At 65.3% G+C, this 13,950-nt stretch carries 11 protein-coding genes and 1 riboswitch; of the genes, 2 read left to right on the forward strand and 9 right to left on the reverse strand.

Translation table 11 applies throughout. The annotated features are described in order from the left end of the window. Positions 1-156: 156 nt before the first annotated feature. The gene (locus ACSLUQ_RS19585) at positions 157-909 is read left to right on the forward strand and encodes a response regulator (protein ID WP_417773630.1); all 753 of its coding nucleotides are present in this window, start codon (positions 157-159) and stop codon (positions 907-909) included. Here ACSLUQ_RS19585 and ACSLUQ_RS19590 read toward each other — a convergent pair. Together ACSLUQ_RS19590 and ACSLUQ_RS19595 are read right to left on the reverse strand one after the other, a co-directional pair. Further along, positions 861-2,054, reverse strand: coding sequence for a sensor histidine kinase (locus ACSLUQ_RS19590; RefSeq protein WP_461809490.1), 1,194 nt, complete (start codon positions 2,052-2,054; stop codon positions 861-863). The genes ACSLUQ_RS19585 and ACSLUQ_RS19590 overlap by 49 nt on opposite strands. Beyond that, complete coding sequence (locus tag ACSLUQ_RS19595) at positions 2,051-4,678, reverse strand: ATP-binding protein (RefSeq protein WP_417773632.1); 2,628 nt, start codon at positions 4,676-4,678, stop codon at positions 2,051-2,053. The genes ACSLUQ_RS19590 and ACSLUQ_RS19595 overlap by 4 nt, the downstream gene beginning before the upstream one ends. Positions 4,679-4,942: 264 nt before the next feature. Between ACSLUQ_RS19595 and ACSLUQ_RS19600 the strand changes: the two genes are divergently transcribed. Further along, positions 4,943-5,836 (forward strand): LysR family transcriptional regulator, encoded by an 894-nt coding sequence (locus tag ACSLUQ_RS19600; protein ID WP_417773633.1) that lies wholly within the window; start codon positions 4,943-4,945, stop codon positions 5,834-5,836. A 5-nt stretch (positions 5,837-5,841) separates the two neighbouring features. Here the strand turns inward: ACSLUQ_RS19600 and ACSLUQ_RS19605 are convergent, their stop codons facing one another. The 7 genes from ACSLUQ_RS19605 to ACSLUQ_RS19635 form a co-directional block, all read right to left on the reverse strand. Beyond that, on the reverse strand, positions 5,842-7,290 hold the full coding sequence (locus ACSLUQ_RS19605) for an N-acyl-D-amino-acid deacylase family protein (protein WP_461809491.1): 1,449 nt from the start codon (positions 7,288-7,290) through the stop codon (positions 5,842-5,844). 34 nt (positions 7,291-7,324) lie between these two features. Continuing rightward, on the reverse strand, positions 7,325-8,725 hold the full coding sequence (locus ACSLUQ_RS19610) for an amidase (protein WP_461809492.1): 1,401 nt from the start codon (positions 8,723-8,725) through the stop codon (positions 7,325-7,327). 67 nt (positions 8,726-8,792) lie between these two features. After that, positions 8,793-10,025 carry an amino acid ABC transporter substrate-binding protein gene (locus ACSLUQ_RS19615; RefSeq protein WP_417773636.1) on the reverse strand — a complete coding sequence of 411 codons (1,233 nt, stop codon included), beginning with the start codon at positions 10,023-10,025 and terminating at the stop codon, positions 8,793-8,795. A 41-nt stretch (positions 10,026-10,066) separates the two neighbouring features. After that, positions 10,067-10,810: an ABC transporter ATP-binding protein gene (locus ACSLUQ_RS19620; RefSeq protein WP_461809493.1), complete on the reverse strand. Its 744-nt coding sequence runs from the start codon at positions 10,808-10,810 to the stop codon at positions 10,067-10,069. A 2-nt stretch (positions 10,811-10,812) separates the two neighbouring features. After that, positions 10,813-11,520: an ABC transporter ATP-binding protein gene (locus ACSLUQ_RS19625; protein WP_417773638.1), complete on the reverse strand. Its 708-nt coding sequence runs from the start codon at positions 11,518-11,520 to the stop codon at positions 10,813-10,815. A 4-nt stretch (positions 11,521-11,524) separates the two neighbouring features. Then, positions 11,525-12,406: a branched-chain amino acid ABC transporter permease gene (locus ACSLUQ_RS19630; protein ID WP_417773639.1), complete on the reverse strand. Its 882-nt coding sequence runs from the start codon at positions 12,404-12,406 to the stop codon at positions 11,525-11,527. A 20-nt stretch (positions 12,407-12,426) separates the two neighbouring features. Continuing rightward, complete coding sequence (locus tag ACSLUQ_RS19635; RefSeq protein WP_417773640.1) at positions 12,427-13,434, reverse strand: branched-chain amino acid ABC transporter permease; 1,008 nt, start codon at positions 13,432-13,434, stop codon at positions 12,427-12,429. A gap of 204 nt (positions 13,435-13,638) precedes the next feature. Then, a riboswitch (cobalamin riboswitch) is annotated at positions 13,639-13,862 on the forward strand. The last annotated feature ends 88 nt before the right edge of the window (positions 13,863-13,950 follow it).

A 13,950-nucleotide genomic window follows, 5' to 3' on the forward strand; every position in this document is an offset into this window, starting at 1 on the left:
GCTTGAGATGCAAGGGAAAACCTTGCTTCCTGTGACGTTGGAGCCTGCAGACGCGCCCCGCGACGCATCGTCACTCCTCACCGGCCGCGCGTAAAGCGGCTGCGACTTTATCCGGGGTGCTCGACCCCCGTGCGCGAATGCGGCTATCGTTGTTTCATGCAGAGTGATGACACACGATCCCGCATTCTCGTGGTCGACGACGACCGGCTGCTTTGCAACTTCCTCCTCAAGTTCCTGACGGGGGAGGGTTTCGTCGTCGATTGCGCCAACGAGGGGCGCGAGATGCGCCGTGCGCTTGCCGACCGTCCCTTCGATCTCGTCATTCTGGACCTGACCTTTCCCTCCGGCGAGGACGGCGTGACACTCGCGCGCAACCTCAGGTCCCAGCACGACGTACCGGTCATCGTGCTGTCGGGAAAAAACTCCACCATCGACAAGGTCGTCTGCCTCGAGCTTGGTGCCGACGACTATGTAACGAAGCCCTTCGAGCCGCGCGAACTGCTGGCGCGGGTCAGGACGGTGCTCAGGCGCAGCCTGCGCCAGATCGACGTCGCCGCCGTCGAGGAGGCCTCGGAGGCGATCTATTGTTTCGCCGGCTGGCGGCTCGACCCGGCAAGCTATCAGTTGAGCTCTCCCGAGGGCGAGCCGATCCGGCTCACGAGCCAGGAGTTTCAGGTGCTGGCGGCGCTCGTGCAGCGGCGTGGACGCATCCTGTCGCGCGAGCAGATCCTGGAAATCGTCGCCAACCGGAACTGGACGCCCTACGACCGCAGCATAGACGTGCTGATCGGCAAGATCCGCCGCAAGCTCAACGACAATGTACGCGAAATGCAGTTCATCAAGACGGTCCGGGGCGTCGGCTACGTCTTTGCTCCCCCGGAGGGTGGCGTTGAAACAAGGGGCAGGTAGAGGCTCACTGTCGTTCCCGCGCCGGGGGCGCTGTCGATGCCGAGCCGCCCTCCGACATGGCGCAGGAAATTGTCGACCATCGGCAGGCCCAGGCCGCAGCCGGCTCCGGCGGGTTTCGTCGTGAACAGCGGGTCGAGTGCGCGCATCCGTACCGCCGGCGTCATGCCTTCGCCTGTATCCCTGATCGAGAGAACGCAGTAGTCCCCCGGCATCAGGCCCGCGGTGGCGGTCTCGGCATGCCGCCCGAGGTGCCTGCGTTCCAGCCGAAAGACGATCGTGCCGCCCTCCGGCATCGCGTCGCGGGCATTGAAGGCGAGGTTGAGCAGGCCGGTCTCGAGCTGTCCGTGGAGGATCTCGGCCGGGAAGGGCCCATCCTCCATCTCAAGCCGGATGTCGATCCGCTCTCCGAGCGTGCGCTCCAGCACGCGCACGATGCCCGGGAGTTCACGCGAAAGATCGACGCGTACGACGCTTTCCTCCGGCGGTTGACCAAACCGCAGCAGTCGGGTCGTCAGGTCCGTGCCGTTCGACACGGCGGCGAGCGCGTCGGAAACGAGGTCGGTGAGATCCTCATCGGATGAGACCCGCTCTTCCAGTAGCCGCAGGTTGCTCAGGAGAACGGCAAGTACGTTGTTAAAATCATGAGCGATGCCGCTGGTGAGCTGGCCCATGGCCTGCATGCGCTGCGCCTGGCCGAGGCGTTCCGCCGACCGCGCCTTGTCGCGCAGGAGCTGGATGCGTTCGAAACAGCGGTTCAGTGTGGCGAGCAGATCCTCGCTGTGAAAGGGCTTCATCAGGTAGTCGTAGGCACCGGCCTGAAGCGCCTCGACCGCCGTCTCGACCGATGCGTAGGCGGTGATCATGACGCAGACGAGGTCGGGATCGCTCTTGCGGAGCCGCCGCACCACATCGATGCCGTCGCCGGTGCCGAGGCGCACGTCGACAAGCGCCACCGCGACCGGCTCGCGCGCGAGACAGGCCAGCGCCGTGTCGCCGTCATGCGCCTCCACCACCCGATATCCCTCGAGTACGAGCAGGCCGGCCAGGCTTGCCGCGAAATCGGCGTCGTCGTCGACGATCAGGATGCTGCGTTCGACCGCAGGGGAAAGCGGCGTCGCCGCGCTGTCGCTGCCGGGCGCGTTCATGCTGCCTCCTCCGGCAGGATCAGGGTAATGCAGGATCCTTCGCCAGGCGCGGTTTCGAGCATCACCTCGCCGCCATGAGCCTCGACGATGCGCTTGACCAGCGGCATGCCGAGGCCGACGCCGAATGCCTTGGTGCTGAACAGCGGCTCGAAGACCCGCCCGATCACCTCATCATCCATGCCCGCGCCATTGTCGCTCACCGATAGCAGGACGCGGCGATGCGCGCGCCGTGTCGCCACGGTGATCCGCGTGTCGTGCCCGGGCATCGCCTCGCAGGCCTGAATGGCGTTGGTCAGGACATTCGAAAACGCCTGGCGCAGCCTTTCGCCGTCGGCCGTGACACGGCAGTCGGCGGCAAGGTCGAGCGCGATGGTGGCACGGGTCTTCTCGCTGAGTTCCGAGATCTGGGTTGCGACCCAGCGGTCGATCGAGAGCGGGGACGGGTTGAAGCTGTGTCGGCGCGAGAAGTCGAGCAGGTCCTCGATGATGCGCACGCAGCGCCATACGTTGCGCTGCAGGCGCTCCAGTTCGCCGGCGACGGGTTCGCCGCTGTCCTTGAGCGAGCGGCGCAGGATCTCGGTCGAGGTGGCGAGCGTGCCCAGCGGGTTGCGCAACTCGTGGCTGACGGTGGCCGTCACCTTGCCGATGGCGGCGAGCCGTTCGCTGTTGGCGAGTTCAAGTTGCGCCTGCTGGAGCTTTTCCATGGAGGCCATCAGGTCGCGCTCGGCCAGTTCCCGACTTTCCTGCGACAGCACGATCCACCAGGCGCCGATGCCCAGCAGCGGCAGCAGCGCCAGGAAGAGGTCGATCAGAAGGTTCTCGCTCTTGAGGTGGGGCTGTCCGGTGCCGGGCTCGATGAGCCGATAGGTCAGGAGCATGGCCGCCGCCGTGACGATGGCGAGCGAAAACAGCACGCCGCCGACCTTGAGCAGACGCTGGCGCGTGTGCGGGGCGATCTTGTCGCGCAGGCTGCGACCGACATAGTTCGCCCGGGACTCCTCCAGCGTGATGCCGGATGACTTGCAGACGTCATGGCAGTGGGAATCGAGGCTGCAGCACAACGAGCAGATCGGCCGCTGGTAGAACGTGCAGCGGACCATGTCCGGCCGCTCGTAGTCGACGCCACAGAGCTCGCAGCGCACCTCCAGCGCGCCCGCCTTGGCGACCGGCTCGGCCGGGCGGGCGATATAGGTGCGTCCGCGCGTGCCCACGCCGATGGCGATGGCACTGAGCAGCGACGAGACGAAGGCGACCGGAGCCGCATAGGCCTGCGCGATCTCGCCGAGCTCGCCGGTGAAGCAGATCACCGCGACCAGCGAGCCGAACGCCATCGAGCCGCAGCCGACGGGATTGAAATTCGGCAGGTAGGCGCGGCGGAACTCGGGGTAGGGCGGGCTGATGCCGATGGGCTTGAGGACGGCAAGGTCGGCGAAGATGGCACCGACCCAGGCTGCGGCGATGACCGAATAGACCGCGAGCACCAGCTCCAGCGTCTGGAAGATGCCGAGCAGCATCAGCAGCAGCGAGATCAGGATGTTGAACACAAGCCAGACCACCCGGCCCGGGTGGTAGTGGGTGACGCGGGAAAAGAAGTTCGACCAGGCAAGTGAGCCGGCATAGGCGTTTGTGACGTTGATCTTCACCTGCGAGATCAGCACGAAGACCGCCGCAGCCGCCAGCACGATGGCCTGGTCCGAGCTGACGTAGCCATAGGCCAGGATATACATGTGGATCGGCTCGAGCGCGGTTTCGCTCGACAGGCCGCTGGTGATGGCGACGGCCGCGAGGAAGCTGCCGCACAGGATCTTGAAGCCGCCGATGAAGATCCAGCCCGGGCCGGCGGAAATGACGGCGGCCCACCAGCGCACCCGGTTTTCGGGCGTCTTGTCGGGCAGGAAGCGGAGATAGTCGACCTGCTCGCCGATCTGGATGGACAGGGCGAAAAGTACGCCGAGCGCGGCGCCAAAGGACAGCACGTCGAAACCGCCGCCGGCATTGTGGAGGCCGGCGAAGGAAACCCACTCGCTCGCCGTTTCCGGATGTCCCAGCGCGATGGCGACAAAGGGCAGAAGCAGCATCGCGATCCAGATCGGCTGCGTGATCATTTGCAGTCGGCTGATCATCGTGATCCCCATGAAGGTGATCGGGATGATGACGAGCGAGGAGAGGATGTAGCCGAGCACGAGCGGCACATCGGCGAAGAGCTTCAGCGCCTGCGCCATGATCGCCCCTTCGAGGGCGAAAAAGATGAAGGTGAAGGTGGCGTAGATCAGCGACGTGATGGTCGAGCCGATGTAGCCGAAGCCGGCGCCGCGCGTCAGCAGGTCCATGTCGATGTTGTGCCGGCTCGAATAATAGGCGATCGGCAGGCCGGTGACGAAGACGAAGAGACAGGTGACGAGCACCGCCGGCAGGGCATTGGCAAAGCCGTAGCTCAGCGTGATCGCCCCGCCGATCGCCTCTAGCGCAAGGAAGGAAATGCCGCCAAGCGCGGTATTGGCGATGACAAACGGAGACCAGCGCCGAAAGGACCGTGCCGCGTAGCGCAGCGAGTAGTCCTCGAGCGTCTCGTTGGCGATCCAGGAATGGTAGGATCGCAAGGCTGGCAGATGCGGCAGGTCCATCAGCCGGTCAGAGGCGTGATGGGGTGCCGTCGTGCAGGTGTGATCCGTGTCATGGGACCGAGCGTCTCCCCCCGATGAGCTGCGCCGGTTGCGTGCTTTCTTGTTTTGCCGGGATCATAGCAGCATCCGGGGGCTCCGCTCCAGAGCGCGTATCTATCTCTGCACGGAGGAAACGGTCGCGCCGGGCGCACTCGCCGGTGTAGTGTGCCGCCGCGCCGTGCGCAGCCGCAATCCCGCCCGCACTCCGACGAACGTTCCGGCCCCATGAACCTGCGTCATATCGAGGTCTTCCACGCGATCCGGCTTGCCGGGTCGATCAACGCCGCCGCCGTCCGGCTCAATGTTTCCCAGCCGGCGCTCAGCCGCACGCTGAAACACGCCGAATCCCTGCTCGGTTTCAAGCTCTTCGACCGCGTGAAGCAGCGTCTCGTCCCGACCAAGGAGGCCGAGTTGCTGTTCGAGGAGGCGAAGGACGTGCAGGTCGCGCTTGACCGGTTCCGCGCGCTTGCCCGCAATCTCGGCCGCAATCCGGACAATGTCCTGCGCGTCGGCTTCCTGCCGAGCCTTGGTGTCGGGCTCGCGCCCCGCGTCATCTCGCGCCTGCCGCTGCATTGGGAAGGCTTCGAGCTGGAGGTGTTCACCCACCACTACGATGTGCTTGTCGAGCGGCTTCTGGCCTTCGACCTCGATCTCGCCGTCGCCTTCTCGATCGCGGAAATTCCGGGGGTGAACATCATGACGGTGGGCAAGATGCAGCTCACCTTTCTGGAGACCGATGATCCCGCCGTGCCGGTCGAAACGTCGGCGAAGCACCTGCGCGACATCGACATGGCGGACCTTGTCGGCCTGGAGCGGGAATCGCCGGTGGGCGTGTTCCTGCGCGCCGCCTTCGAGGGTGTTGGCGTGCCATATGAGCCGAGACTGTCGGTCCACACCTATTCCGTCGCCGCCGCGTGTGTCAGCGAGGGCATCGGCTGCGCCATCGTCGATGAGTTCTCGGCCCGCTTCACACGGGGCGTGCGGCTTCGCCCGCTCGAGCCGCCGCTCGAATTCACGATCACCGCGCTGACGGCGGAAAACCGCCCTCTGTCCAACGCCGAGGAAGTGTTCCTCAAGGTGCTGAAGGTCGCCTGCCGGGAACTCAATCCGTCCGCTTGATCTGCTCAGGCGGCGCCGCGCCGCAGGAAGCGGCCGCCGCGAGCACCCGTCACCTTGCCATCCTCGAGCACGGCAGTGCCGTTGACGAAGACATGGGCGATGCCGGCGGACGGACGGTCCGGTGTGTCGTAGTCGGCAAGGTCCAGCACCTCTTCCCGGTCGAAGGCGACAAGGTCGGCGGCGAAACCGCTTTGCAGCCGGCCGCGTCGGGCGATGCCGAAGACCTGCGCCGGCAGAGAGGTCATCTTGCGGATCGCCTCCTCCAGCGGCAGCACGTTGTCCTCGCGCACGTAGCGCCCGAGAACGCGCGGGAAAGTGCCCCACAGGCGCGGGTGCGACTGCGGCCCGGGAATGCCGTCGGAGCCGATCATGGTGCGCGGATGCGTCATGATGCGGCGGATGTCCTCCGGCGACATCTGGAAATAGACGCCCATGGCCGGGGCAAGACGGCGCGCGGCCTCTTCCTCGTCGCAGCCCATCTGCTCCGCCGCATGGGAGAGCTCCTTGCCGTTGAACTCGGGATGACTGCGGGAGTTGATGACGAGAATGCGCTCCGCGTGCCGCGTCAGCTCCGGCAGCAGCACGGTCGAGCTTGCCTCGTAGGGATAGACATCCATGGCGATGTCCTGATGGCGCAGCGCCTTGTCGATCATCGAGAGCGTGCGTTGCGAGCGGCCGTAGTTGTGCCGGCCGATGCACTTGTGGTGCGAAATCACGACCGGGACGCCGGCCTGGCGGCCGATGTCGATGGTCTCGCCGACGGCCTCCTCGACCTTGTCGCGCTCGTCGCGCATGTGGGTGACGTAGAGCGCGCCGGGAAAGGCCGCCAGCTCGCGCGACAGCGTCACGATCTCGTCCGTGGGAGCCGAGCGCGCGACCGGATAGGCAAGCCCCGTGCTGAGGCCGAGAACGCCGGCCTCGAGCGCCTCGCGCAGCAGCGCGCGCATTTTCTCGATCTCGGCCTGGCTCGCCGGAGCCTCCGTGTCCTCCATCGACATGGCGCGCAGCGTGCCGTGGCCGGCAAGGGCGGCGACATTGACGGCAACATTCGCCGCATCCACGGCCTGCCCGTACGCGGCGAAGCTGTCGAAACGATAGTCCTGAGGATCGCCGAGCAGGCCGAGCGGGGGCACCAGTCGCGGCGGGTTCTTGTAGGGAGCGAGGCTGATGCCGCAATTGCCGACGATGACGCTGGTCACGCCCTGCGTGATCTTCGGCTCCATGCCGCTGTCGTCGAGGACGGCCCGGTCGTCATGGGTGTGCACGTCGATGAAGCCGGGTGCGAGGCAGAGACCGCCAAGATCGCGGATCTCCTGGGCGTGCCAGTCGGAAACGTCGCCGACCGCGAGGATATGCCCGTCGCCGATTGCGACACCGCCGCGGACAGGCGGGCGGCCAAGACCGTCGTGGATCTCGGCGTTGGCAAGCAGCAGGTCGCAGGTGTTCTGGGGCATGAGGTTTCCTCCCGGTCGGGCGCGTGGTCGGATATCAGGCGGCAAGCCCCTCGGGCCGGCGCTTGTCCGCTGCAAGCAGCGGCTCCAGGGCCGAACCGAGCGCGAGCAGGCTTTCCTCGCCAAAGGGCTGGCCCATCAACTGGATGGCGAGCGGCAATCCCGCCTCGTTGAAGCCGGCGGGCAGCGACAGCGCACAGGCTCCGACGTAATTCGCCGGGCGGCCGAAGAGCGCCAGCGGCACGGTGGTCTCGTCGACCTCCGCAACCGGGACCGCCGCGAACGGCAGCATCGGGGTCAGCAGGCCGGCGAACGGGCGCATGAACTCGGCGTAGCGCCGCTTGGTCTCGCGGTAGTGGGCGAGCGTGGCGATATAGGTGTCCGCGCCGATGCCTTCGCCGGCGAGAATGCGCTTGCGGACATGGGGGCCGAACGGCCGCGCTTCGTCATGGATGTAGTCGCGGTGAACGGCAAAGGCTTCGGCGGCGATGATCTCGCCGTTGCGGCGGGTGAGGTCGTCGAAGTTGAAGGGCAGGGAGACCGGGACGAGCCTGACCCCGAGCGCGACGAGCGCCTCCTTGGCCCGTTCGAATGCGGCCTGCATGTCCGGCGAGAGCGCGATGGGGAAGTCATCCTCGCGCATGACCGCCACATGGAGGCCGTCGACCGACTGGCGCCGCCAGGCGCCTGCCTCGAGCAGGGGGGCGGCAAGCGTAGCGGGATCGTCCGGGTCGGGGCCGCTAAGGGCTTCCAGCAGCAAAGCCGCGTCTTCCGAGGTGCGTGTCATCGGCCCGACGGAATCGAGCGTGCCGGAGAGCGGGAAGCAGCCCTTGAGGCTGATGCGACCGTAAGTCGGCTTCAGGCCCGCAAGGCCGGTGAGGGCTGCGGGAATACGGACGGAACCACCTGTGTCGCTGCCGATCGCGGCCGGCGCAAGGCCGGCCGCGACGGCAACACCCGATCCGCTGGAAGAGCCGCCGGGAATGCGATGTGTTTCGCGATCCCAGGGGTTCCAGGGGGTTCCGCAGATCGGATTGGTGCCCCAGCCGCCAAAGGCGAATTCGACCATGGCGGTGCGGCCGATGGGGATCATTCCTGCAGCGAGAAGACGCTTCATGACCGTTGCATCGGTCGTGGAGCGCCGGCCGGACCACGCGGCGCTGCCCACGGTGCAGGTCTCGTCGCGCCAGTCGACGAGATCCTTCACCGCAATGGGCAGGCCGTGCAGCGGACCGTAGACAACGCCGGCGGCACGAAGCCGGTCGTGGCCTTCGGCCATGGCCATCGCCTTGTCAGCATCGACATGGACAAAGGCTCCCAGCGCCGCATCGTGGGCGGTGATCCGATCCAGGAAATGCGCAGTGATCCTGGTTGCGGTGAGCGACCCTTCTGTGAGGGCCTTGGAAAGCTCCGCAAGGGAGGCGAATGACAGGTCCATGTCCACTACTTCTTCTTTTGGGGGAGAGCTCCAGGCCCGGCGGCGAACCGCCGGGCCGGGCGCGTGATTACTTCCGCTCGGTCCAGGCCGGGATCGGGTAGATCGGCTCGGAGACCGCGACTTCCTTCGGCCACACGGTGACGAGACCCTTGCCCGGCTGAAGCTGGACAACGGGGAACGGCATCTTGAGCTGCATGCCGGTCTCGTCGATGGCGTAGGGGCCGGCGAGAACGGTGACGTTGTCGCTGAGCTCCATGGCTGCCTTCTTCAGGTCGGCTGCCTCGAGGCTGTTGGCCTTTTCGATGATCTCGCCGGCGATGACGCCCGCGCCATAGGCGAGGACGGTCTGGAAGTCCGGCTCATAGGAGACGTCCGGGAACAGTCGCGCATAGGCCTTGAGGAAGCCCTCGCGGTCGAGACCGGCCGTCACCTCCCAGTTGATCGTCGGGTGGAAGTTGGTGTGGCTGTAGATGTACTGGGCATCGTCGCCGATCTCGATGAACTGCGGCGTCGAGGCGTAGACCATGAACGTGAAGGGGAAATTCACGTTCATCTGGCGCATCTGGCGCACCATGGAGATGAGGTCGCCCTCATAGCTCGTCGGGAAGAACACGTCGGCGCCGGCGGCGCGCGCCTTCTGCAGCAGCAGGCTGAAGTCCTTGGTACCCTTGGGATAATCTTCCTTGAGCACGACTTCCATGCCGAGCTTCTTGGCAATGGCCTCTGCACCGTCGGCAAGGCCGGCGGGGAACGGCTCGTCGACGTTGACGATCGCGACCTTCTTGCCGCCAAGCGCGTGGGCGGCCTCGAGGCCGGCGCTCGGCATGCGCGACACCGGCATCTGGGTGGCGGAGACGATGTTCTTGAAGCCCTGGGCATAAAGGGCATCGGAGGCGGCCGACCAGATCACCATGAACTTGTCGAGGCGCTCGGTCACCGTCGCCGCCGCGGCACTCAGCGTCGAGCCGAAGGGCGCCATCAGCAGGTCGACGTTCTCGTTGGCGATCAGATCCTCGTAGACGCGGGCGACCATCTGCTTGTCGCTGCGGTCGTCGCGCTTGACCAACTCGACGAGACGCTTCTCGCCGTTGACGGTGAGGCCGCCATTGGCGTTGACCTCGTCCACCCAGATCTCGACGCCACGCACGCCCGACTGGGAGGCGAGGGCGAAGTTGCCGGAGGAGGAGACGGTCATGCCGATGCGGATCGGATCCGCGGCCTTGGCGGCGGTCATCGGCAGGACAAGGCTTGCGGCAAGCAGCGTGCCTGCCAGGAAACTACGCTTGGTGATGGTCCACATGATTGTCCTCTCTGGTTTTTTTGAGTTGGCGGATGGCGTCTTCAGACGTCGATCCGGTAGTTCATCCACTCGGCGACCATCTCCTTGAGCTGGCCGTCGGTGGCAAAATCCTCCCGGGTTCCCTCGGCTTTGTTGCGACCGAGCTCCAGGACGTGGAGACGGTCGGAGACGGCCGCGCATTGGCGGACGTTCTGGTCGACAAGGATGATGGTCGCGCCCTGGTCGGCCAGTGAGCGGGTCAGGGCGTAGATGTCCTTCGAGATCTTCGGTGCGATCATCGCCGTGGGCTCGTCGAGAAGGATCACCTTCGGATCGGTGACGAGCGCGCGGGCGATTTCCAGGAAGCGCTGCTGGCCGCCACTCATGGCGCTGGCCGGGCTGGAGCGGCGTTCCTTGAGGATCGGAAAGCGGTCGAAGATGCCGTCGATCGCCCGCTCGATGCGGGCCTTGTCCTTTCGGAAGGGCCAGCAGCCGAGCAGCAGGTTGTCGTGGACGGAAAGGTCCGCGAAGACACTGCGGTTCTGAGGAACGAAGGAGATGCCGGCGAGCGCGCGCTGAAAGGCCTTGAGGCCGGTGATATCGCGGTCGCCGAGCCGGATGCTGCCCGTGCGGGTCGACAGGAGACCGAAGATGGTCTTGAGAACCGTCGACTTGCCGGCGCCGTTCGGCCCGATGATGCCGGTCACCTCGCCGGGGCGGGCGTGCAGTGCCACGCCGTTGAGAACCGTGATGTCGCCATTGTAGGCGACGCTGATGTTCTCCATGCTGAGTTCAACGCCATCCATGATCAGGCTCCCAGATAGGCTTCGATGACGTCGGGGTTCTTCTGGATGGCGGCGGCGTCGCCTTCGGCGAGCACCTTGCCTTCGTGCATGACCAGAATGTTGTCGGACAGTTCGTAGACGGAGGTGAGGTCGTGGCTGACCAGCAGGACGGAACATCCGACCTCCTGGGGCATCTCGCGGATGATGCCGATCAGCAGCAGCGCAAGGCTCGGGTTGACGCCGGCGAAGGGCTCGTCGAGCAGCACAAGCTTCGGCTCCGCGACCATGATGCGGGCGAGTTCCAGCAGCTTCTGCTGGCCGCCGGACAACTCCTCCGCGTAGTTGTGGCGCAGCCGGTAGAGCTCGACCTTGTTCAGCCAGTGGGCGCTGAGCTCGGCGACCTCGGCGTTGCCGAGCCCCTTGCTCAGCAGGGCGACCGAGAGGTTTTCCAGCAGCGACATCTGCGGAAAGATGCGCGGCACCTGGAACGTGCGGCCAACGCCCTCGGCGAAGACGGCGTGGGGCTCCTTGCCGATCAGGCTCTTGCCGTCGAGCTCGATGGTGCCGGAGGTCGCCTGGTAGATGCCGTTGACGCAGTTGAGCATCGTCGTCTTGCCCGAGCCGTTCATGCCGAGCACGCCAAGGATGGAGCGGTCGGGGACGGTGAGGCTGATGCCGGCGAGAGCCGTTACGCCGCCGAAAGTCTTGATGAGGTTTTCGATTCTGAGCATGTCCTCACCTCTGCTTCTGGATGCCGAACAGGCCGGCGGGGCGGATGAGGATGACGGCGATCAGCAGCACGAAGCCGAGCAGCATCGCCACGGTTCCGCTGAAGAAGACCATCGCGGTCTGCTCCGCCAGGCCGAACAGGATGCCGCCGGCGACCGCGCCGATGGGGTGGCCGAGGCCGCCGAGAACGATCACGATGAAGCCGATCAGCGTGTAGTCCTGTCCGATGAAGGGGGAGAAGGAGGGGAAGATCATCGACACAAGGATGCCGGTGATGCCCGCCAGCCCCAGCCCGAGCCCGAAGGTCAGCGCCGAGAGATGATCGAGATCGACGCCGACGATCTGCACCGCGTCCCGGTTCATGATGATGGCGCGCAGCGCCTTTCCGGGCATGGTGCGATAGAGGAAGAAGGCGAGTGCCGCGGTGATGACGATGCTGACGGCGAGGCCGAGCAGCTTGGTCGTCGGCAGGATGACGTTGCCGAACATCAGGAACGGCGGCTCGAGCGAATAGTTGAGTGAGCGCGCGTCCGCCTCGAAGACGAGCAGCATCAGCGCGCCGAGCACGAGCGACAGGCCGAACATGACGAGCAGCGAGGCGTGCTCGGGGTCATTGGAGCGCGCGAGACGTTTCACGAGGATGAAATAAAGGCCGTAGCCGGCGGCGCCGAAAACGGCGAACACGAGCGGCATGGCCATCAGCGGCGAGAGGCCGAGCCAGGTCTGGGCGAAGAAGGCGCCATAGGCACCGAGCACGATGAACTCGCCATGGGCGAAGTTGACGACGCGCAGCACGCCGAAGATGACATTGAGGCTGACACCGATCAGCGCGTAGATCAGCCCGACGACGATGCCGTTCACAAGGCCTTGAAGCAGAAGGTCATTCATCTTTTTCAATCCTGTCAGGCTTACGGGATGAAGCGGCGGAAGCGCGAGAAGCGCTGCGCGAAGGCACCGACGATGCCGCGCGGCAGGAGCAGCATCAGGCCGATGATCACGAGCCCGAGAATGAGCAGGTTGAGGGTCGGGAACTGGCGCCAGATGAGCTGGTCGATGCCATAAAGCGCGCCCGCGCCGATAATCGGTCCGACGAGGAAGCCGAGCCCGCCCGCCATGGCATAGACGATGCTCTTGGCCGTCACGAGCAGGTTGAAGGAGGAGTCGAGGTCGATCGCGTTGGTGTACCAGGCCTCCACCCCGCCTACGAGCGCGGGGAACATGGCGGCCATCAGCCAGGCCTTGAGGCGGGTGCGCACGACGTTGACGCCGACAACCTCGGCTGCCTCGCTGTCATCGCGGATGGCGCGGAGCGCGACACCGAGGCGCGACATGGAAAGCCATGTGCCGGCGGCCAGCGCGCCGAGGAGAACGGCGAACATGGCGTAATAGGCGGCGACCGGATCATTGGCGCTGGACAGGATGAGGCCGAGGCTGCCGCCGGTGATCTCCGAAGGCATCAGCGAGATCGTCAGTTTCAGCGCCATCGCCAGAGCCAGGCTGACGATGCCGAAGTAGACGCCGCGCAGCTTCAGGGTCGGCGCGAGCAGCAGACCGAAGGCAAGCCCGGCGAGCGCAGCGCCGGCAAGAGCAACCGGAATCGGCAGGCCGAAACTCTTGTAGAGAGCACCGGTCGCATAGGCGCCAATACCGTAGAATGCGACATAACCAAAAGGCATATATCCGGCCATGCCGGCCACGAAGTTGAACGATGTGGCCATCGTAAGCCAGAGCATCATGTAGAACATGAAGGAGAGATTGTCCGTAAACATCGGCGCGGGCAGAAACGCGACGATGATTGCGGCAACGACTCCGGCCCAGATCAGGCGTTTGGTCCGGTTGGTGTTTTCCGGAAGCGATGAGGCGGCAATAGGCGGCCGTTCGGCCGCGATTTGCGGATCCGCTGACTGTTCTGACACTGTTGACCTCTGTCGATATTGCTTTTTTTTGAAGCGTATCCCGGTGCCCGGGTCCTGTCCTATCGCAATTACGCGAAACCTCATAACCTGATGACATAACTTTCCGGGGTTTGTGATGCTTCATGCGGCAGCTGGTGGTGCATTTCACGTCATATCAAGACATAAGCATGTCTTTATATCGCTTGACTTTGGCTGTCGCGAGGCCCACTCTTCGGGCGTCGTGGTTCTCTGGTCGTCGCGATGACGCCGGAGCTAAGAGGGAATCCGGTGCGCCTGTCCACGCGACAGGCAAGACCGGAGCTGCCCCCGCAACTGTGAGCGGCGAGCCGAAGTCCAATTCGCGTCACTGGAACCGCAGGGGTTCCGGGAAGGCCGGACGGAAGCGTTGACCCGTGAGCCAGGAGACCTGCCGCGACAAGATAGTCGTCCCTGGGCGGGGTGTCCCGGTGGTGCGCTTGCGCTTCCGTCGGCGACCTGTCGCGGAAGGTCATGGCATGCGTCCGCTCGGCCTTTGCC

It is taken from the genome of Stappia sp. ICDLI1TA098, assembly GCF_054880955.1.

Coding starts and splice junctions, on each gene's coding strand:
- ACSLUQ_RS19620 (WP_461809493.1), bottom strand. CDS start 10,810: ATGGATGGCGTTGAACTCAGCATGGAGAACATCAGCGTCGCCTACAAT.
- ACSLUQ_RS19605 (WP_461809491.1), bottom strand. CDS start 7,290: ATGCCCCAGAACACCTGCGACCTGCTGCTTGCCAACGCCGAGATCCAC.
- ACSLUQ_RS19610 (WP_461809492.1), bottom strand. CDS start 8,725: ATGGACCTGTCATTCGCCTCCCTTGCGGAGCTTTCCAAGGCCCTCACA.
- ACSLUQ_RS19600 (WP_417773633.1), top strand. CDS start 4,943: ATGAACCTGCGTCATATCGAGGTCTTCCACGCGATCCGGCTTGCCGGG.
- ACSLUQ_RS19585 (WP_417773630.1), top strand. CDS start 157: ATGCAGAGTGATGACACACGATCCCGCATTCTCGTGGTCGACGACGAC.
- ACSLUQ_RS19590 (WP_461809490.1), bottom strand. CDS start 2,054: ATGAACGCGCCCGGCAGCGACAGCGCGGCGACGCCGCTTTCCCCTGCG.
- ACSLUQ_RS19630 (WP_417773639.1), bottom strand. CDS start 12,406: ATGAATGACCTTCTGCTTCAAGGCCTTGTGAACGGCATCGTCGTCGGG.
- ACSLUQ_RS19615 (WP_417773636.1), bottom strand. CDS start 10,025: ATGTGGACCATCACCAAGCGTAGTTTCCTGGCAGGCACGCTGCTTGCC.
- ACSLUQ_RS19625 (WP_417773638.1), bottom strand. CDS start 11,520: ATGCTCAGAATCGAAAACCTCATCAAGACTTTCGGCGGCGTAACGGCT.
- ACSLUQ_RS19595 (WP_417773632.1), bottom strand. CDS start 4,678: ATGGACCTGCCGCATCTGCCAGCCTTGCGATCCTACCATTCCTGGATC.